Origin of the sequence: Aeromonas caviae (genome assembly GCF_000819785.1) — a bacterium.
Taxonomy (GTDB): Bacteria; Pseudomonadota; Gammaproteobacteria; order Enterobacterales; family Aeromonadaceae; genus Aeromonas; species Aeromonas caviae.
Genome location: NZ_CDBK01000107.1, coordinates 24,079 through 41,942 on the forward strand (window position 1 = coordinate 24,079; position 17,864 = coordinate 41,942).

The 17,864-nt window shown below is 62.8% G+C and carries 18 protein-coding genes and 1 other annotated feature; of the genes, 9 read left to right on the forward strand and 9 right to left on the reverse strand.

Annotated features, from left to right (window positions below):
• Genes hisH through hisG form a run of 5 tightly spaced genes read right to left on the reverse strand, consistent with a single transcriptional unit; the run spans window position 1 to window position 5,097 of the window.
• Entirely contained in the window at window positions 1–624 is a 624-nt protein-coding gene (gene hisH / locus BN1120_RS19280; protein WP_039039129.1) for an imidazole glycerol phosphate synthase subunit HisH, read from the reverse strand.
• The gene (hisB, locus tag BN1120_RS19285; protein ID WP_042017604.1) at window positions 624–1,757 is read right to left on the reverse strand and encodes a bifunctional histidinol-phosphatase/imidazoleglycerol-phosphate dehydratase HisB; all 1,134 of its coding nucleotides are present in this window, start codon (window positions 1,755–1,757) and stop codon (window positions 624–626) included. The genes hisH and hisB overlap by 1 nt, the downstream gene beginning before the upstream one ends.
• A gap of 19 nt (window positions 1,758–1,776) precedes the next feature.
• Window positions 1,777–2,847 (reverse strand): histidinol-phosphate transaminase, encoded by a 1,071-nt coding sequence (gene hisC, locus BN1120_RS19290; protein WP_042017605.1) that lies wholly within the window; start codon window positions 2,845–2,847, stop codon window positions 1,777–1,779.
• Window positions 2,844–4,169: a histidinol dehydrogenase gene (hisD, locus tag BN1120_RS19295; RefSeq protein ID WP_042017606.1), complete on the reverse strand. Its 1,326-nt coding sequence runs from the start codon at window positions 4,167–4,169 to the stop codon at window positions 2,844–2,846. Before hisD ends, hisC begins: the two co-directional genes overlap by 4 nt.
• 31 nt (window positions 4,170–4,200) lie before the next feature.
• Window positions 4,201–5,097, reverse strand: coding sequence for an ATP phosphoribosyltransferase (gene hisG / locus BN1120_RS19300; protein WP_010674694.1), 897 nt, complete (start codon window positions 5,095–5,097; stop codon window positions 4,201–4,203).
• 24 nt (window positions 5,098–5,121) lie between these two features.
• Window positions 5,122–5,250: a sequence feature (His leader region), on the reverse strand.
• A 190-nt stretch (window positions 5,251–5,440) separates the two neighbouring features.
• Between hisG and BN1120_RS19305 the strand changes: the two genes are divergently transcribed.
• From BN1120_RS19305 to rnd, 7 genes are all read left to right on the forward strand, one after another.
• Entirely contained in the window at window positions 5,441–5,686 is a 246-nt protein-coding gene (locus BN1120_RS19305; RefSeq protein ID WP_010674695.1) for a hypothetical protein, read from the forward strand.
• Between the two features lie 61 nt (window positions 5,687–5,747).
• Complete coding sequence (locus BN1120_RS19310; RefSeq protein ID WP_042017607.1) at window positions 5,748–7,667, forward strand: ATP-dependent DNA helicase; 1,920 nt, start codon at window positions 5,748–5,750, stop codon at window positions 7,665–7,667.
• 97 nt (window positions 7,668–7,764) lie between these two features.
• Entirely contained in the window at window positions 7,765–8,466 is a 702-nt protein-coding gene (tsaB, locus tag BN1120_RS19315) for a tRNA (adenosine(37)-N6)-threonylcarbamoyltransferase complex dimerization subunit type 1 TsaB (protein ID WP_042017608.1), read from the forward strand.
• Between the two features lie 50 nt (window positions 8,467–8,516).
• Window positions 8,517–9,032: a Slp family lipoprotein gene (locus BN1120_RS19320; protein WP_039039136.1), complete on the forward strand. Its 516-nt coding sequence runs from the start codon at window positions 8,517–8,519 to the stop codon at window positions 9,030–9,032.
• A 9-nt stretch (window positions 9,033–9,041) separates the two neighbouring features.
• Window positions 9,042–9,893, forward strand: a complete 852-nt coding sequence (locus tag BN1120_RS19325; protein ID WP_042017609.1) for an alpha/beta fold hydrolase — start codon at window positions 9,042–9,044, stop codon at window positions 9,891–9,893.
• Window positions 9,894–10,089: 196 nt separating this feature from the next.
• Window positions 10,090–11,766: a long-chain-fatty-acid--CoA ligase FadD gene (fadD, locus tag BN1120_RS19330; RefSeq protein ID WP_010674700.1), complete on the forward strand. Its 1,677-nt coding sequence runs from the start codon at window positions 10,090–10,092 to the stop codon at window positions 11,764–11,766.
• Window positions 11,767–11,864: 98 nt separating this feature from the next.
• Window positions 11,865–12,977 (forward strand): ribonuclease D, encoded by a 1,113-nt coding sequence (rnd, locus tag BN1120_RS19335; protein ID WP_042017673.1) that lies wholly within the window; start codon window positions 11,865–11,867, stop codon window positions 12,975–12,977.
• 158 nt (window positions 12,978–13,135) lie between these two features.
• On the opposite strand, the gene BN1120_RS19340 is transcribed toward rnd, so the two are convergent.
• From BN1120_RS19340 to dusC, 4 genes are all read right to left on the reverse strand, one after another.
• A complete protein-coding gene (locus BN1120_RS19340) occupies window positions 13,136–13,504 on the reverse strand; it encodes a TraR/DksA family transcriptional regulator (RefSeq protein ID WP_039039175.1) in 369 nt (122 codons plus the stop codon).
• An 81-nt stretch (window positions 13,505–13,585) separates the two neighbouring features.
• Window positions 13,586–14,551, reverse strand: a complete 966-nt coding sequence (locus BN1120_RS19345) for a DMT family transporter (RefSeq protein WP_042017610.1) — start codon at window positions 14,549–14,551, stop codon at window positions 13,586–13,588.
• Window positions 14,552–14,625: 74 nt separating this feature from the next.
• Window positions 14,626–15,453, reverse strand: coding sequence for an AraC family transcriptional regulator (locus BN1120_RS19350; protein WP_042017611.1), 828 nt, complete (start codon window positions 15,451–15,453; stop codon window positions 14,626–14,628).
• A 56-nt stretch (window positions 15,454–15,509) separates the two neighbouring features.
• Window positions 15,510–16,454: a tRNA dihydrouridine(16) synthase DusC gene (dusC, locus tag BN1120_RS19355; RefSeq protein WP_042017612.1), complete on the reverse strand. Its 945-nt coding sequence runs from the start codon at window positions 16,452–16,454 to the stop codon at window positions 15,510–15,512.
• 177 nt (window positions 16,455–16,631) lie between these two features.
• Between dusC and BN1120_RS19360 the strand changes: the two genes are divergently transcribed.
• A complete protein-coding gene (locus BN1120_RS19360; RefSeq protein ID WP_039039141.1) occupies window positions 16,632–17,009 on the forward strand; it encodes a YbaN family protein in 378 nt (125 codons plus the stop codon).
• A gap of 132 nt (window positions 17,010–17,141) precedes the next feature.
• A complete protein-coding gene (gene apt, locus BN1120_RS19365; protein ID WP_010674707.1) occupies window positions 17,142–17,687 on the forward strand; it encodes an adenine phosphoribosyltransferase in 546 nt (181 codons plus the stop codon).
• Window positions 17,688–17,864 lie beyond the last annotated feature (177 nt).

A 17,864-nucleotide genomic window follows, 5' to 3' on the forward strand; every position in this document is an offset into this window, starting at 1 on the left:
TCATAGCTCCAGAAAGTTTTGCAGTAGGCGGGCACCGGCCGGTCCGGATCGCTCCGGGTGGAATTGGGCGCCAAAGAAGTTGTCCCGCCCGACGATGGCGGTAAAGGGCAGGCCGTAGTCGCAGGTCGCCAGGGTCGCGTCGGTCACCTCCAGCGCATAGGAGTGGACAAAGTAGAAGTAGCTGCCGCTGGGGATGCCTTTGAGTAGCGGGTGGGTCTCGTCGTGTTCAATCTGGTTCCAGCCCATGTGGGGCAGGCGCAGGTTGCCCACCTCCATCAGGCGGATCCTGCCAGGCACGATGCCGAGGCAGTCGATGAGCGCTCCTTCGCTGCCATCGGCGCTCATGTTCTCTTCCGAGGCCTGTGCCAGCATCTGCATGCCGAGGCAAAAACCGAGCAGCGGCTGCTTGGCGGCGCGAATGAGGGGCACCAGTTCCCGTTCATTGAGGTTCTTCATGGCGGCGATGGCGGTGCCGACGCCGGGCAGGATCAGCTTGTCCGCCTGCTCGATGTCGGCGGCCTTGCAGCTCACCCTGGGTTGCACGCCGAGGCGCTCGAACGCCATGCGCACCGAGGCGAGGTTGGCGCAGCCGGTGTCGATGATGACCAGGTTCTGTTTCCCCATCACAGCACCCCCTTGCTGGAGGGAAGCTCGCTCCCTTCCACGCGAATGGCCTGGCGCAGGGCGCGGCCAAAGCCTTTGAACAGCGCCTCCACCTGGTGGTGGGTGTTGCCGCTGCCCACCTTCATCTGCAAGGTGATGGCCATGGCGTCAGAGAGGGAGCGGAAGAAGTGGGGCACCATCTCGGTGGCCATCTCTCCCACGCTGTCGCGACCAAAGCCGCTCGGGCAGTCGAACACGAAGTAGGGACGGCCGCTCAGATCCAGCGCCGTGGCCACATCCAGCTCGGTCAGCGAGGTGTTGTCAGCCTCCTGGCGGGGACGCCCGTCGATCACCGCCTGCACCTCGTCCATCGCCAGCACGAAGCCGAAGCGGCCGATGCCGCGCTTGTTGCCAAGGGCCTGGCGCAGGGCTTGACCCAGCGCCAATCCCACATCTTCCACCGTGTGGTGATCGTCGATGTGCAGATCGCCGCTCACTTTGAGCTTGAGGCGAAAGCCCGCGTGGGTCGCTATCTGATCCAGCATGTGATCGAAGAAGCCGATGCCGGTGGCGATCTGGTTGCCACCGCTCTTGTCGAGATCCACTGCCACCTGGATGCGGGTCTCCTTGGTGTAGCGCTCCACCTCGGCCACGCGCCCCTTGGAGAGCAGCTGATCACGAATGGCAGTCCAGCCGTGATCTTGCGGGTGGTAGCGTATGCCGCGGATGCCCATGTTCTCGGCAAGCTGGATGTCGGTCTGTCTGTCGCCAATCACGAAGGAGTTGGCAAAGTCGATGCGGCCCGAGGCGAGATACTCCTTCACCAGCCCAAGGTGAGGCTTGCGGCAGCTGCAACCGTCGGTGGGGAAGTGGGGGCAGATCAGCACTTGCTCCCAGGTGACGCCCTGGGATTCGAAGAGGTGCATCATCAGGTCGTGGGGCGGCTGGAAGTTTTCAAGGGGCAGGCTGGCGGTGCCGAGCCCATCCTGGTTGGTCACCATCACCAGCACGTAGCCGGCGGCCTGGAGCTCACGCAGCACAGGTATCACCATGGGCTCGAAGCGCAGCTTCGCAAGGCTGTCCACCTGCTTGTCGGTGACCGGCTCCTCGATCAGGGTGCCGTCACGGTCGATAAACAAAAACGGGGTTTTCATCGCTACATCCTTGCTTGTCTTACAGAGAGGGTGGGGGCAGGTCACGCAGCACGGCGAGCACGGCGTCCATTTCGCCCTGATAGCCGATGGTGATGCGGATGCTGTTGTCAAGGCCAGGCTTGCTGGAGAAATCACGCAAGATGATGCCGGCGGCCTTCATGGCGACGAACACGGCGGCGCCATCTTTGAAGCGCACCAGCACGAAGTTGCCCTTGTCCTCGAACACTTCCTTGACGCAGGGCAGACGAAGCAGCTCCGCCTTGATGAGCGCCTTTTGCTTGTTGAGTTCCAGCACCCGCTCCTGCATCAGTTCCAGCCCCATGGGAGAGAGCGCCTGGGCGGCAATCTGGGCGATGGGGTCGGGAATGGGGTAGGGCGCGATCACCTTGGCCAGCATGGCAATCACCTCGGGATCCCCCAAAGTAAAGCCGCAGCGGATCCCCGCCAGGGCAAAGGCCTTGGAGAGGGTGCGGGTCACCACCAGGTTCGGGTATTGGGCGAGCAGGTCCACCACGGAGGCCTCCGGGCAGAATTCGATGTAGGCCTCGTCCACGATGATGATGGCGCGGTCCCGGGCCTTCTCCAGCAGGGCGACGAGTCCCTTGCGGCCCACCAGATCCCCGGTGGGATTGTTGGGGGAGCAGAGGAACACCAGCTTCACGTCAGAGAGGCGATCGGCGATGGCGGGCCAGTCCGGCTGACGGCTGGCGGTCAATGGCTGCTCGACAATCCCCACGCCACAGGTCTCGGCGCTGATGGCGTACATGCCGTAGGTGGGGGGGCAGATGAGGATCTGATCTTCCCCTGCCTCGCAGAAGGTGCGGATCAAGAGCTCTATGGCCTCGTCGGCACCGCGGCTTACCAGCACCTGATCCGGATTGACCCCGGCGTAGGCGGCATAGCCGTTTACCACCTCGGCCGGCTGGCACTCAGGATAGCGGTTGAGGCGACTCCCCTCGACGGTGAAGGGATAGGCCAGGGGGGCCTCATTGGCATTGAGCCAGACGTGGCCCTGGCCGCCGATGCGGCGCGCGGACTGGTAGGGAGTGAGAGCCCGTACAACGCGACGGGCCAGATTGGCGATGCTCATGACAAATCCTTCTGCTGTGCTGTTTGTTGGGGCTCGGCGGCCAGGGCGTTCAACCTGAGGGTGACGGCATGCTTGTGGGCATCGAGTCCCTCGGCCTGGGCGATGCGCTGGACGATGGGGCCAAGGCCGCGAATGCCGTCTGCAGTGAGCTCTTGAACCGTGTAGCGGCGCTGATAGTCGGCAAGTCCCAGGCTCGAGCAGGTGCGGGCATAGCCGTAGGTGGGCAGGGTGTGGTTGGTGCCGCTGGCGTAATCACCGACTGACTCCGGTGTCCATGCCCCAAGGAAGATGGAGCCCGCGTTCTCGAGCTTGTCCAGCAGATCCCGGGGGGCCCGGGTCTGCACGATGAGGTGTTCCGGGGCATAGGCGTTGGAGATGGTGCAGGCCTCCTCCAGGCTGTCGCAGAGGATCACCAGGCTTGCCTTCAGGGCTTGCTCGGCGATGTCGCGGCGGCTGAGCTCGGCGAGTTGCGCCTGGATCTCGCTGCCGATGGCATCGGCCAGGGAAGCGGAGGTGGTGACCAGCACCACCTGGCTGTCGGGGCCGTGCTCGGCCTGGGAGAGCAGATCCGATGCCACGAAGGCCGGGTTGGCGCTCTCGTCTGCGATCACCAGCACCTCGGAGGGGCCGGCTGGCATGTCGATGGCGGCGCCCCGCCAGTCCCGGGAAACCTGGCCCTTGGCTTCGGTCACATAGGCGTTGCCCGGGCCGAAGATCTTGTCCACCTTGGGGATGGTCTGCGTGCCATAGGCCATGGCCGCGATGGCCTGGGCGCCGCCGATGGCGAACACCTGGCGAACGCCACAGGCGCGGGCGGCAAACAGGATCTCGTCGCTCGCCGGAGACGGGGTGCAGAGCACCACCTCACGGCAACCGGCCAGACTTGCCGGAATGGCCAGCATCATCACGGTGGAGGGGAGCGGCGCGCTGCCTCCCGGGACATAGAGACCGACCCGGCTGATGGGTTGGGTGCGCAGCTCGCACAGTACCCCTGGCTGGGTCTCGACGCGCACGACGGGCTGCACCTGGGCGGCGTGGAAGGTACGGATATTGGCGATGGCGGCCTCGATGGCGCCCTTGATATCATCACCGAGTCGAGCGCAGGCGGCATCCACTTCCGCGTCGCTCACCCGAAGCTGTTCGCGGGGCGCGCGTTCGAAACGCTGGCTCAGCTCGCGCAGGGCCTCATCGCCCCGGCTGCGTACCGCAGCAATGATGTCTCGCACCACAGTACCGATGTCGGCTTCGTCGCCAAGGGCGGGCCGGGTCAGGACCTCGGCTTGCCGGGCGGGGGAGAGGGTCTTCCAGATCAGGGTCTGCATGATGTGTCTTCCTTATTCCATCTCTCTTGGCTTATTCCATCATCTTTTCAATGGGCAGCACCAGGATGGAGCTGGCACCCAGGGCCTTGAGCTGTTCCATGGTCTCCCAGAACAGGGTTTCGCTGGAGACGACGTGCAGGGCCACCTGGTTGGTGTCACCGGCGAGCTGCATGATGGTGGGACGTTCCGCCCCCGGCAGCAGATCGGTGATGGCATCGAGCTTGTCTTTGGGGGCGTGCAGCATGATGTATTTGCTTTCGCGCGCCTGCTGCATCCCCTGGATGCGGGGCAGCAGCTTGTCGATGAGTTTCTGCTTGGCATCGTTCAGAGGGTTGGGAGCCTGCACCAGGACGGCCTTGGAGCGGTAGATCACCTCGACCTCTTTCAGGCCGTTGGCTTCCAGGGTCGCGCCGGTGGAGACCAGATCGCAGATGGCATCGGCCAGACCCGCGCGGGGGGCCACTTCCACCGAGCCGCCCAGCATAACGCTCTTGAAGCCCAGGCCCTTCTCGTCGAAGAAGCGCTTGAGCAGACCGGGGTAGGAGGTGGCGATGCGTTTGCCGGCAAGGCTCTCGGGTCCTGTGTAGTTGACATCGTCCGGCACCGCCAGAGAGAGGCGGCAGCCGCCGAAGTCGAGCTGCTTGAGGGTCTTCACCGCAAAGGGCTGCCCCTGGGCTGCGCGGATGAGCTGCACCTCTTCGAGAACGTTCTCGCCGATGATGCCAAGATCGACCACCCCTTCCATCACCAGACCCGGGATGTCGTCATCACGCACTCGCAGAATGTCGATGGGCATGTTCTCGACATGGGCGATGAGGCGCTGTTCCCGCAGGTTGATCTTGAGGCCGCAGCTCTTGAAGAGGGCCTGGGAATCCTGGCTCAGACGACCGGATTTTTGCATGGCGATGCGCAGACGTTGTGTTTCCATTGCTCGATTTCCTTCTAGTCAAAAACGAAAAAACCCTCGGAAGTATGTGCTTCCGAGGGTTCATGAATCTTGCGGTCCTTTTGGAAGTCACCAGTTAAGTGTCTTCCAGCAGTCAACCTCCTGAAAGACTATTCGGGATGATGATGGTGATGATGAGTCTTCAGGTTGGTGAACTTCATGATGTAATCAATCCTTTACAAATCAGATGCCGTTGTTGACGCCCGATTTAAACTACCTGCCTTGACAGAAAATGCAACCGAAAAATGTGATCAGGACGATTAAAGTTGAGAAAACGGTTTTCTGGTCGATAACTAGACAATGAGATGCCAAAGGAGGCGACATCATGCCCAGCCAGGACCTGTTATTTCCCATCCTGCCCCGCGCACCCTCGACACCGAGCCCGGATGACATCAAGCGGGAGGTGACCCAGATCAGCCAGAAACATCAGCTGCGCAAGATAGGCACCGACAATGGCGGCGGTGGCCAGCATCACCAGCAGAGAGAGCAGCCGCCAAAGCCTGATCAACCAGCGGTGCAGGATGATGATCACAAACCGGATCCGGACCACCGGATTGATCTCTTCGTCTGAACGCATTATCAGTCCCGCTTTTTCCGCGCTTTTGGCATAATGCCCGCTTTTGCAGCGGGACATGCCTTTGACCATCATCCAGACCCTGTTCAAGCCAGACGGCCCCCTGGCCCGCCATATTGACGGCTTCAAGGCCCGTGCCCCGCAACTGGAGATGGCCGAGGCGGTGTCCCGTGCCATCAAGCAAGGTGGCCGCTTGCTGGTGGAGGCTGGAACAGGCACTGGCAAAACCTATGCCTATCTGGTGCCTGCGCTGGAATCCGGCAAGCGGGTGGTGATCAGCACCGGGTCCAAGAACCTGCAAGAGCAGCTCTTCTATCGGGATCTGCCCACCATCACGGGGGCGCTTCACTACACCCCGCCGGTGGCACTGCTCAAGGGGCGCAGCAATTACCTCTGCATCGAGCGGATGAACCGGCTGTTGAGTGAATCCCATCTGCAAAAGCCCGAGATCCTGAGCGATCTCGTGAAGGTCAAATCCTGGTCGACCGCTACCGACAACGGCGATGTGGGGGATATCCCGGGGCTACAGGAGAACGCCGAGATCCTTGCCCACGTCACCAGCACCAACGACAACTGCCTGGGTCGCGACTGCCCCTATTACGATGATTGTCACCTGGTCATCGCCCGGCGCCGTGCCATGGACGCCCAGGTGGTGGTGATCAACCACCACCTCTTTTTCGCCGACATGGCGGTCAAAGACACCGGCTTTGGCGAGCTGGTGCCCGAGGCGCAGGTCTATGTCTTCGACGAGGCGCACCAGCTGCCCGAGATCGCCAGCCACTACTTCGGCAAGTCCGTGGGCAGTCGCACCATCCAGGATTTGGCGCAGGATATCCAGCTCGCCTACCGGGCAGAGGCTCATGACATGGCCCAGCTTGGCAAGGCGGCGGACAGGCTCGCCATTGCCAGTCAGGATCTGCGCCTTGCCTTCGGCGTGGAGGGGGGGCGCGGCAACACCCGGGATCTGCTGAGACAATCCCTCTGGGCCCAGGCGCTGGCCCGCCTCAATGATGCCATCGGGCTCTGTTATGAAGTGCTGAAACTGGCGCTCGGGCGAGGGGAGCAGCTGGATCACTGTTTCGAGCGCATCAGCGAGCTGCGTACTCGCCTTGGGGAGGTGCTGGCGGTCAACCAGACCGGTTTCTCCTACTGGTATGACTGTTCGCGTCTGCACTTTACCCTCAATCTGACGCCGCTGTCGGTCGCCGAGCGCTTCGGTGCCGAGGTGCAGCGCCCCGAGGTGGCCTGGGTCTTCACCTCGGCCACCTTGACGGTGGACAATCGCTTCGCCCACTTCGTCGCCGAGATGGGGCTGGCCGGCAGCGCCGAACTCATTCTCGACAGTCCGTTCGATTACGCCGAGCAGGCGCGCCTGTGCGTACCCCGTTTCCTGCCAGAGCCCAATGCCTTCGGGCGCGGGGAGCAGCTGGCGACCCTGATGATCCCCCTCATCAACAAGACGCCGGGGGGGTGCTTCTTCCTCTGCACCAGCCATCAGGTGATGCGCCAGGTGGCCGAGGTGCTACGCCGGGAAATCGGCCGCACCGTCCTGCTGCAAGGGGAAGACAACAAGCAGCGGCTGCTCAAGACCTTCGTGGAAAACGGTCGGGCCGTGCTGGTGGCCACCAGCAGTTTCTGGGAGGGGATAGACGTGCGGGGGGCGGCATTGTCCTGTGTTATCATCGACAAGCTGCCCTTTGCGAGCCCGGACGATCCCCAGCTCAAGGCACGGGTGGAGGATTGCAAGCTCAAGGGGGGAGATCCCTTTGCCGAGCTGCAGTTGCCCAAGGCGGTGATTGCCCTCAAGCAGGGGGTGGGGCGGCTCATCCGTGATCGCAGTGATCACGGCGTACTGGTTATTTGTGATCCCCGGGTGGTAAACAAGCCCTATGGCGCCACCTTCATCAAGAGCCTGCCTGCCATTCCACGGACCCGGGAGCTGGCGACCCTGGGAGAATTTTTCGGACCACGGGAGTGAGTCCGCCGCGCCGGGGCTGATTGCCCCCGGTCATGCATGACGGCAGGCCTTGGCCATGCTGACGATTTAACTGACTGATGTGAAGAGAATAAAAAGAATGGATGAGTTGAAGATCCTGGCCGTGGATACCGCCACCGAAGCCTGCTCCGCAGCCCTCTTGGTGGGCGATACCCTCTACTCCCGCTGGGAAGAGGCGCCCCGTGACCATACCCGCAAGATCCTGCCCATGGTTCAGGCTCTGTTGGATGAAGCCGGTCTATCGTTGGATGAGCTCGACGCCATCGCTTTTGGCCGTGGGCCTGGCTCCTTCACCGGGGTACGGATCGGGATCAGCGTGGCCCAGGGGCTCGCCTTTGGTGCCGGCGTGCCGATGATCGGTGTCTCCACCCTGGCAGCCATGGCCCAGGGGGCCCATAAGCTGGAAGGGGCCGAGCAGGTGCTTGCCGCCATCGATGCGCGCATGGACGAGGTCTATTTCGGCCACTACGCCTTGGTGGACGGAGTGATGACGCTGGTGGGCGAGGAGGTGGTGAGCGAGCCAGCCGCACTGGTGCAGGCCCGTGACAAGCTGACTGGCGCGGTGAGCTGCGTTGGCACCGGTTTTGAAACCTATGGCGAGACCCTGGGCGGCCTGGCAGATGTGCTGATGCCAAGCCAGGTGCGTTTCCCGGCGGCCGCCGACATGCTGCCTCTGGCACGCCAGGCCTGGTTTGCGGGTGAGGCGGTGCCGGTAGAGCAGGCCACCCCTGTCTATCTGCGCGACAAGGTGACCTGGAAGAAACTGCCGGGTCGCGAATAAACGGCAGCGGCTGTCCCGGGCTGCTTTGTCGGATGATGAAGGAGATACGAATGAGAAAATCCGTGATCATGCTGGGATTGGTGGGGCTGCTGCTGGGCGGTTGCAGCACGGTGCCCAAAGAGCTTGCCTATGAGCCTGCGGATCAGCTGGTGGCCTATCAACCCGCTCTGCAGGGGATGGAAGGCAAGCCGGCCCGCTGGAGCGGTGTCATCTCGGCGGTCCACAACAAGGCGGATCAGAGTGTCATCGAGGTGGTCTATCTGCCCCTCAAGTCCAACGGGGTGCCGGAGCAGACCGAGCAGAGCCCAGGTCGTTTTCTCGCCATCATGCAGGGGTTTGTCGACCCGACCCTCTATGCCAAGGGTCGCAGCCTGACGGTGCTCGGCACCCTCGACAAGCCGGTGGACAGCCAGATTGGCGAGCACAAGTATCGCTTCTCGGTACTCAAGGTGACGGGGAGCAAGCTGTGGCCACCGGTGAAGGAGGTGGAGATCCGCTACATGGATCCCTACTTTTACGATCCTTTCTATGATCCCTTCTGGCCCAGACGGCCCCTGCGCCGCTGAGGAGCCCGGATGACGGCGACATTGCAGGAGCGCAGGCTGCGCCTGGCGGACGGGCGGCACATCGCCCTGCTGGACAATGGTCAGGAGGGCAGACCGCTGCTGGTGGCCCTCCATGGCTGGCTCGACAACGGTGCCAGCTTTTTGCCTCTGGCCCCCTGGCTGGGGGCGTTTCATCTGGTCTGCGTCGATCTGCCGGGCCATGGTCACTCCGATCACAAGTCGACTCCCTATGTCTTCGTGGACTGGCTGGATGATCTCTACCAGATCAGCCAGGCCGCGGGCTGGCAGCGTTTCATCCTGCTTGGTCACTCCCTGGGGGCGCTGATTGCCTCTGCCTATGCCGGCGTTTTTCCCGAACAAATCGAGCGGCTCATTCTGCTGGAGGGGCTCGGCCCCTTGAGCCAGCCCGACGAGGAGGTACCGGGGCAGCTGCGCCGCGCCATCCTCAACCGCACTCGTACCCGTGAGCGTGCAACCAGTGGATTTGCCACCCTCGAGGAGGCGGTGGCTGCCCGCTGCAAGGTGGCGGACATTCCCTCGAGTGCGGCACGCCTTATCTGCGAGCGGCAGCTGGAGGCGCGGGCAGGGCGCTGGTATTGGCGCAGTGATCCCCGTCTTCGCGATCTCTCCCCCCTGCGCATGAGCGAGGGGCAGGCCCAGGCCCTGATCCGGGCCATCGCCTGTCCGGTGCTCTTTATCCGGGGAGAGCAGGGCTTCCCCGGGCTCCTGGCACAGTGGCAGTTGCGGGAGGCGGCCTTTGGCCACATTGAACGGGTGACAGTGGCAGGAGGCCATCATTTTCATATGGAAAATTCATCAGAAACCGCCGTTTATATCGAAAACTTCGCTCAAATCCGGTAGGATCGGCGGCTTTGAATCATGTCAGGTTTGCTTTCTCCCTCACATTTCCCGTTGTTAATTCACTGTTAATTGATGTTGCCTTATGTAAATATGTGCGGCATTAGAGCATGAACTTAAAACAATTGATTGAAATGGATGTGACAGGGACGGAGGCAACACAGTGAGCGCACAGGTGCGAGTTATGCAGGAGAAGTTCGTGGAAAGAGTCTGGCTGAAGCGTTATCCAGAAGGGGTGCCCGCCGAGATCAATCCAGACCAATACGGCTCTCTGGTCGAGATGTTTGAAGAGTCGGTGAACCAGTTCGCCGATCAGCCCGCCTTCGTCAACATGGGGCAGACCATTACCTACCGCCGGCTGGAGGAGCAGTCCCGAGCCTTCGCCGCCTACCTGCAAAACGAGCTGAAGCTCGGCAAGGGGGACAGGGTGGCCGTGATGATGCCGAACCTGCTGCAATACCCCATCGCGGTATTCGGCATCCTGCGGGCCGGCATGACGGTGGTGAACGTCAACCCCCTCTATACCCCGCGCGAGCTGGAGCATCAGTTGAAAGACTCCGGCGCCAAGGCCATCGTCATCGTCTCCAACTTTGCCCACACCCTGGAAAAAGTGGTGTATGACACCCCGGTCAAGCATGTGATCCTGACCCGGATGGGAGACAACCTGGGGCTGGCCAAGGGGACCCTGGTCAACTTCGTGGTCAAATACGTCAAGAAGCTGGTGCCCAAGTACAACCTGCCCCATGCCAGCACCATGCGCCAGGCCCTCGCCAAGGGGCGCTACCTGCAGTACATCAAACCCGAGATCAGCAACCAGGACATCGCCTTCCTGCAATACACCGGCGGGACCACCGGCCTCTCCAAGGGGGCCATGCTGACTCATCGCAACATGATCGCCAACGTCGAGCAGTGCCTCGGTGTCTATGGCCCTGTGCTGGAGCGCGGCAAGGAGTTCGTGGTCACGGCGCTGCCGCTCTATCACGTCTTCGCCCTGACGGTGAACTGCCTGCTGTTCATGCGTCTGGGGGGCTACAACCTGCTCATCAGCAACCCCCGCGACATCCCGGGTTTTGTCAAAGAGATCAAAAAGTATCCTTTCACCTGCATCACCGGGGTGAACACCCTGTTCAACGCCCTGGTCAACAACGACGAGTTCAAGGGCATGGATTTTGCCAAGCTCAAGCTCACCATCGGTGGCGGCATGGCGGTGCAACGGGCGGTGGCTGAGCAGTGGAAGGGGCTGACCGGCACCCCGCTGCTGGAGGGCTATGGCCTGACCGAGTGCTCGCCCCTGGTGAGCGTCTGCCCCTATGATCTGGTGGATTACAACGGCTCCATCGGTCTGCCGGTCTGCTCCACCGAGATCCGTCTGGTGGATGACGAGGGGAACCAGGTCACCGAACGGGGTGCCCCCGGCGAGATGCAGGTACGCGGTCCTCAGGTGATGACCGGCTACTGGCAGCGCCCGGAGGCGACCGCCGAGGTGATGCAGGATGGCTGGCTCTGCACCGGCGACATCGCGGTATGCGACGAGCAGGGTTTCTTCAAGATCGTCGATCGCAAGAAGGACATGATCCTGGTCTCCGGCTTCAACGTCTACCCGAACGAGATAGAAGACGTGGTAGCCCTGCATCCCAAGGTGCTGGAGGTGGCCGCCGTCGGCGTACCCAACCCGGTGTCCGGCGAGCAGGTGAAGATCTTCGTGGTCAAGAAAGATGCAAAGCTGGCGGAAGAGGAGATAATTGCCCACTGCCGCAAACATCTGACTGCCTATAAGGTGCCGAAACTGGTAGAATTTCGCGACGAACTTCCCAAGACCAACGTGGGCAAGATCCTGCGCCGCGTGCTGCGCGACGAGGAGATTGCCAAGCAGTAACCGGCATGCACTGCTTTGCAGTCCAGCGCTGTCGTTATGCAAAACCGTGGGACATCCACGGTTTTTTCTTTCTGGATCCGACCAACGTGCAGGCAACGATGCAATATCAACTCATTTCACAGCAAGCCGAACTGGATCAGTATCTCGCTTCTCTGGCCGACGTTCCCCTGGCCATCGATACCGAATTCGTTCGCACCCGTACCTACTATCCCCAGCTCGGTCTGTTCCAGATCTACGATGGCAAGCAGCTTGCCCTGCTCGATCCCCTGACCCTGGATCTCTCCGGTTTGTGGCAACGCCTCGGTCGGGCCGGACAGATTGCCATCCTGCACGCCTCCGGTGAGGATCTGGAACTTATCCAGCATCAGGCGGGTCACCTGCCCAACCAGATGCACGATACCCAGCTGGCGGCAGCCTTCCTGGGTCATGGCGTGTCGGTGGGGTTTGGCGCCCTGGTCAACGAATTCCTCGGGGTCGAGCTTGAGAAGGATCAGGCCCGTACCGACTGGCTGGCGCGCCCCCTTACCCCTCGTCAGCTGGAATATGCCGCGGCGGATGTCTTCTACCTCATGCCCCTCTACGAGAAGGTGATGGCCAGACTGAGCGAGAGCGGCAAGTTCCCCTGGTTCGAGCAGGAGTGCCAGAACCACTCCGCCCGCAAGACCCAGGGCAGCGATCCCCGTCAAGCCTACCTCGAGATCGTCAACGCCTGGCAACTGGGTCGCCGTGAGCTGGCCATCCTGCGCGAGCTGGCCGCCTGGCGCCAGCAGGAAGCGGTACGCCGGGATCTCGCCCTCAACTTCGTGGTGAAAGAGCTGCACCTGTTCAAGGTGGCGGAGCGTCGTCCCGCTTCCCTTCGGGATCTCAACGAGCTGGGCCTCTCGCCCATCGAGATCAAGATCCACGGCAAGCGGATGCTGGACATCGTCGCCGCCGCCCAGCAGAGCGACCCTGCGAGCTGGCCCGATCCCATCCGCCGTCTGGTGGACTTTCCCCAGTACAAGGCCGAGCTCAAGCGCATCAAGGCCATGGTGGAGGAGAAGGCCAAGGCCAGCAACATTCCGCCGGAGCTGGTGGCGAGCAAGAAGATCATCCACCAGTATTTCACCTGGAGCTGGCGCATGAGTGCCGAGGAGCGGGCCAGGGCGGACAAGCCCATGTTGCTGCAAGGGTGGCGTCATGAGCTGGTAGGCCACCTGCTGGCCCAGTGACGAGTACGCAGTACGAGAAGGGGAGTCCATGACTCCCCTTTTTCATGCCTGTGCGGCTGCCCCCAGGGGTTGCCGGGATCGTCGCACCAGAGGGTTGGTCATGATGGGAAGCGAGAAGGGGTGGAGGAGGAAAATGGCGGGCACAAAGGGTGCCCCCATCAGAGTTCGTGAGCGTGGAATCCCTTGCGGTAGCGGGCCTCGCAGCGCGGGCAGCGTTGCAGGGTCGGATCCTGTTCCAGCTGTTCAGGGAGCAGCGGCTCCTCACAATCGGAGCAGAAGCCATAGAGCCCCAGATCCATCTGGCAGAGCGCCGCGTCGAGCCGCTTGAGGCGTGCCACGCTGTGTTCCACCCCGGGCAGATCGAGACGGCTGGTCAGATCAACCAGTTGATCCCGCTCGCAGCGCTCCACCTTCTGTGCCCAGTCATCTTGTCGACAGGCCTTGAGCTGACGGATCAGCTCCTCTCTTGTTTGCGCCCAGTCGGTCAGAAGGCGCTGATGCCATTCGGCCAACCGGGCTTGCGTCACTTCACACACAGCAGCCCCCAAAAACGAGTGATAAAACTCGGCCAGTATAGGGAAACCCGCGGTTTATCAAGATGACATGAGTCAAGTTAACCGTGCTTTGACGGGTTTTTCCGGCAGGTGCTGCGGCTTGCCGGTGATGACGTAGAGCACTCCCGCCACCAGACAGACGACACCCACCAGGGTACTCATGGGGGGCATGATCCCGCGCAGCATAAAGGCGTACAAGAGCCCCGCCAGAGTCTCGAAAACGATGAGCGGCCCGACCAGCACGGTCGGCAGGCGCTGGCTCGCTTCGTTCCAGCATAGGGTGCCGAGCCAGGAGCAGAGGAGCCCCACTGCCCCCATCAGCAGCACGAAGCGCAGGGGCGTCGGCCCGAAGGGCAGGGGAAAGTCCGGTGCGCTCAGGGCAAGATGGCCGAGGCTGCCGAGATAGGCAATGAGCGCCACCGGCAGGGTCACCAGCCCCTGGGCGGTGGCCCAGACGGCCGGACTGCGGCCCGGGTGCTCGCGCAGCCAGCGGGCGTTGCGCAGGGGATACCAGGTCCAGCACAGCACGGCGCCCACCGCCAGGGCGAGCCCAAGCAGTTGTTCGGTGCGCGCCTCGGTGTGCCAGGTGAGCTCGGCGCTGTTGACCAGACAGAGGCCGGCCCCCATCAGCACCAGGGACGGGTAGAGCCGGGTGCGGGAGAGGCGACCGTCCCGTGCGCCATAGAGGCGGTTGGCGGCCAGGGCCGTCACCACCGGCAGGGTGCCGATAAACATGGCCGCCAGGGGCGAGCCGATGCGCAAGATGGCCCCCGACAGGCAGAAGTAGTAGAGGAGGTTCCCCACCAGAGTGAGGGCGAGGGCCTCTCGCCAGTCGCTGGCCGAGAGGGCCGCCAGGTGTTTGCGTGCCTGCCAGGCGAGCGGCAGTACGATGAGGCCGAAGGCGAGGTAGCGGCCGCTCGCGAGCAGGGCGGGGGGATAGCCGTCTACCAAGAGGGGGGCGACGAAGATGAGCCCCCACATCAGGCCGGCCAGCAGGGCAAACAGGACTCCGATCAACATGTTTCATATCCGGTAAAGAAGAAGGAGGCCAGCCTAGCAGGGGGGAAGGGGGGCGTATTGAACCAGATTGCGCTTTAGCGGCCAGCCTGCACCTGTTTCTGGTAGCGGACCGGGGTGGTGCCATAGCGGCGCAGGAAGGCACGGTTGAGGTGGGACTGATCGGCCAGACCACAGGCGGCGGCCACCTCGGCTGCGGGCAGGCCGGCAGCCAGCCACCCCTTGGCGCGCTGCAGGCGGATGGCCATCAACATCTGCTGGGGGGTGACGTGAAAGCGGGCCTTGAAGCTGCGCTGGAAGTGGTAGGGGCTGAGGTTCACTGCACCGGCCAGCTCGGCCAGGGTCATGGGGCGGGCGAAATAGGCCTGCATATAGTCGATAGCGCGGCCCAGAGGGTGGGCCGCTTCGCGCGGGGCCGCCAGGGCCCGGGCATGGGGGCGCAGGGTCTCGCACACCCTTAGCAGCAGGCCGTCGGCGGCGAGCTCGCTGTCACAGTGCCAGAGGGCATCCAGGGTCGCCTGCAGGACGGGGGCAGTGCGCGGATCGCTTCGCACGGCATCGGTGAAATACCAGTCGCGCTCGCCGCTGATGGCCTCGAGCCGATCGGCGGGCAGGTAGAGCATGCGATAGCGCCACCCCTGCTCGCAGGCTGACTCGCCCGTGTGCAGCTCATCGGGGTTCATCAGCACCAGGCTGCCGGGACCGGCCAGGAGCTGGCTGCCGCGATAGCGAAAGCGCTCGGCACCGCACTCGATGACACCGAGGCCAAACCCCTCGTGACTATGGGGATCGAAGATGTGGTGCTGGATGTGGGCGCGATAGAGCTCGGTCGCAGGCTGCCCCGGCAGGGCGCGAAAATCGGCCCTGTCGTGCTGATGGGTAAAGTTGACCGGCACTCCCTGCATCCTGACCTCCTGTCAATGAGCCTTCATCATAGGGCGCCGCGGGGCGGCGGCCAAGTCTAGGCCTGTGAGGCGCACTCGCGCTCGAGGGCGGTGCGGATCTCCTCTGCGGTCTTGATGGTGCGGATGCGACGAAACAGCTCGTCGGCCTGGGGGTATTCCCGCACTATGTAGGAGAACCACTGCTTGATGCGGCTCGGGTAGTAGTCGGCCTTGTCGCTCGCCAGATCCTGCTCGGTGTAGGTCACCATCAATTGCAGTACCTCGGCCCAGCTCATGTGGGCACACCCCATCTTCATCACGTTGGCCAGGTTGGGCAGGGAGATGGCGCCCCGGCCCACCATGAGGGCATCGCAACCGGACACCCGGGCACAGGTCAGGGCATCGGCATGGTTCCAGATCTCGCCGTTGGCGGTGACGGGGATGGGCAGGGCGCGGCGGATGGCGTCCACGTACTCCCAGTGGGCCGGCGCCTTGTAGCCTTCGCGCTTGGTGCGGGCATGCACCGCCAGCTCGTTGGCGCCCCCCTGATAGACGGCCTGGGCGTTGTCCAGATAGAGATCCTTGTCATCGTATCCCAGGCGGATCTTGGCGCTCACCGGCAGGTGGGCAGGCACGGCCTCCCGCACCGCCTTGACGATGCGATAGACGGTCTCGGGCTCCTTGAGCAGCACGGCGCCCCCCTTGCTCTTGTTGACCGTGGGGGCAGGGCAGCCGAAGTTGAGATCGACCCCGGGAGAGCCGAGCTCGATGGCCCGGATGGCATTTTCTGCCAGCCACTCCGGATGCTGTCCCAGCAGTTGCACCCGTACCGGGGTCCCTGCACGGGTCTTGCCATCCTGTTTCAGCTCGGGGCAAAGGCGATGGAAGACCTTGGCGGGCAGCAGTTGATCGACCACCCGGATGAATTCACTGACGCAGAGGTCGTAATCATTGACGGAGGTGAGGACCTCCCGCATCAGGTGATCCAGCACCCCCTGCATGGGGGCCAAAATAACGCGCATAGCTGCTTCCGAAGACAAGGGGAGAAAAAAGAGCGCAGATTGTAGTGGCAATGGCCGGGATTGTCAGCCGTCTGCCCACTCGATGGCCCCAATCGACGGCCGCCGACTGGGCCAGGCTGTCAGCTTCCGGGCCAACTCTGTTAGGCTAAAGGCAGAGATACATGCAGAGGAGTACCCATGAAACGCTGGTGTCTGATGGCCCTGGGCTGGCTTGCCTTCGCCACCGGGATAGTCGGGATAGTCCTGCCCCTGCTGCCGACCACCCCCTTCATGTTGCTGGCGGCGGCGCTGTTTGCGCGCTCCTCTCCCCGCTTTCATGGCTGGTTGCTGGCGCATCCCTGGTTTGGCCCCCCCATCCTCGACTGGCAGCAGTATCGCGGCATTCGCCGTCATGCCAGACGCCGCGCCATCATCTTCATCCTGATCTCGTTCTCGGTATCGCTGCTGGTGGTGCCGTTGCCCTGGGTGAGGTGGCTGCTGGTTGTCATAATGGTGATCCTGCTCACCTGGTTGATGCGTCTGCCGGTGCTGGAGCCGGTTGCAATGAAGAAGTGAAATCCCTAAGCTATCGCGGCAATAATGCTATGGAGTCGGCTCGTCATTTTTGCGTGACGGGCCTTTTTATTGCCCCCAGGCGGAGACCCCGTGCGCCGCCATGGCAGGGCTCAAAAAATAAGCGGTCAAATAATGAATCCGGAAACCCTGAAGTTTATCGAAGCGAGCATCAAGACCATTCCCGACTATCCGAAGCCGGGCATTCTGTTTCGCGACATCACCAGCCTGATCGAGAATGCCGAGGCCTTCAAGGCCACCATCGATCTGCTGGCCGATCATTACCGTGATCAAGGCATCACCAAGATTGTCGGCACCGAGGCCCGTGGCTTCATCTTCGGCGCCCCGGTTGCCTACGCCATGGGGCTGGGGTTCGTGCCGGTGCGCAAGCCGGGCAAGCTGCCCCGCGCCGTCATCGAGGAGTCCTACGCCCTGGAGTACGGCACCGACACTCTGCAACTGCACACCGATGCCATCGTGCCCGGTGACAAGGTGCTGGTGGTGGACGATCTGCTGGCCACCGGCGGCACCGTCGATGCCACCGTCAAGCTCATCCGCCGCGCCGGCGGTGAGGTAGCGGATGCCGCCTTCATCATCTCCCTGCCGTCCCTGGGCGGTGATGCCCGTCTGACCGCCGCCGGCGTCAAGGTGGTCTCTCTGGTGGAACTCGCGGGGGCGTAAATCGCCCCTTCGCGCGGCAGGCCTCGTCACCCTGCTTTCTGCCGCAAACCGGTGCCTGAACGGGCACCGGTTTGAAATTCAAGCGATCCCTCCCAAGGCGGCGCATCCCCCATACAGCCAGCCCTCCATTTGTGTTAGCATCCAGCCTCAATGCCTCGTTTCCCAGCATCGAGATCT

Excerpts from the sequence above, each read along its gene's own strand:
- hisH (WP_039039129.1), bottom strand. The coding sequence starts at position 624 with ATGGGGAAACAGAACCTGGTCATCATCGACACCGGCTGCGCCAACCTC.
- hisB (WP_042017604.1), bottom strand. The coding sequence starts at position 1,757 with ATGAAAACCCCGTTTTTGTTTATCGACCGTGACGGCACCCTGATCGAG.
- hisC (WP_042017605.1), bottom strand. The coding sequence starts at position 2,847 with ATGAGCATCGCCAATCTGGCCCGTCGCGTTGTACGGGCTCTCACTCCC.
- hisD (WP_042017606.1), bottom strand. The coding sequence starts at position 4,169 with ATGCAGACCCTGATCTGGAAGACCCTCTCCCCCGCCCGGCAAGCCGAG.
- hisG (WP_010674694.1), bottom strand. The coding sequence starts at position 5,097 with ATGGAAACACAACGTCTGCGCATCGCCATGCAAAAATCCGGTCGTCTG.
- BN1120_RS19305 (WP_010674695.1), top strand. The coding sequence starts at position 5,441 with ATGCCCAGCCAGGACCTGTTATTTCCCATCCTGCCCCGCGCACCCTCG.
- BN1120_RS19310 (WP_042017607.1), top strand. The coding sequence starts at position 5,748 with ATGCCTTTGACCATCATCCAGACCCTGTTCAAGCCAGACGGCCCCCTG.
- tsaB (WP_042017608.1), top strand. The coding sequence starts at position 7,765 with ATGGATGAGTTGAAGATCCTGGCCGTGGATACCGCCACCGAAGCCTGC.
- BN1120_RS19320 (WP_039039136.1), top strand. The coding sequence starts at position 8,517 with ATGAGAAAATCCGTGATCATGCTGGGATTGGTGGGGCTGCTGCTGGGC.
- BN1120_RS19325 (WP_042017609.1), top strand. The coding sequence starts at position 9,042 with ATGACGGCGACATTGCAGGAGCGCAGGCTGCGCCTGGCGGACGGGCGG.
- rnd (WP_042017673.1), top strand. The coding sequence starts at position 11,865 with ATGCAATATCAACTCATTTCACAGCAAGCCGAACTGGATCAGTATCTC.
- BN1120_RS19345 (WP_042017610.1), bottom strand. The coding sequence starts at position 14,551 with ATGTTGATCGGAGTCCTGTTTGCCCTGCTGGCCGGCCTGATGTGGGGG.
- BN1120_RS19350 (WP_042017611.1), bottom strand. The coding sequence starts at position 15,453 with ATGCAGGGAGTGCCGGTCAACTTTACCCATCAGCACGACAGGGCCGAT.
- dusC (WP_042017612.1), bottom strand. The coding sequence starts at position 16,454 with ATGCGCGTTATTTTGGCCCCCATGCAGGGGGTGCTGGATCACCTGATG.
- BN1120_RS19360 (WP_039039141.1), top strand. The coding sequence starts at position 16,632 with ATGAAACGCTGGTGTCTGATGGCCCTGGGCTGGCTTGCCTTCGCCACC.
- apt (WP_010674707.1), top strand. The coding sequence starts at position 17,142 with ATGAATCCGGAAACCCTGAAGTTTATCGAAGCGAGCATCAAGACCATT.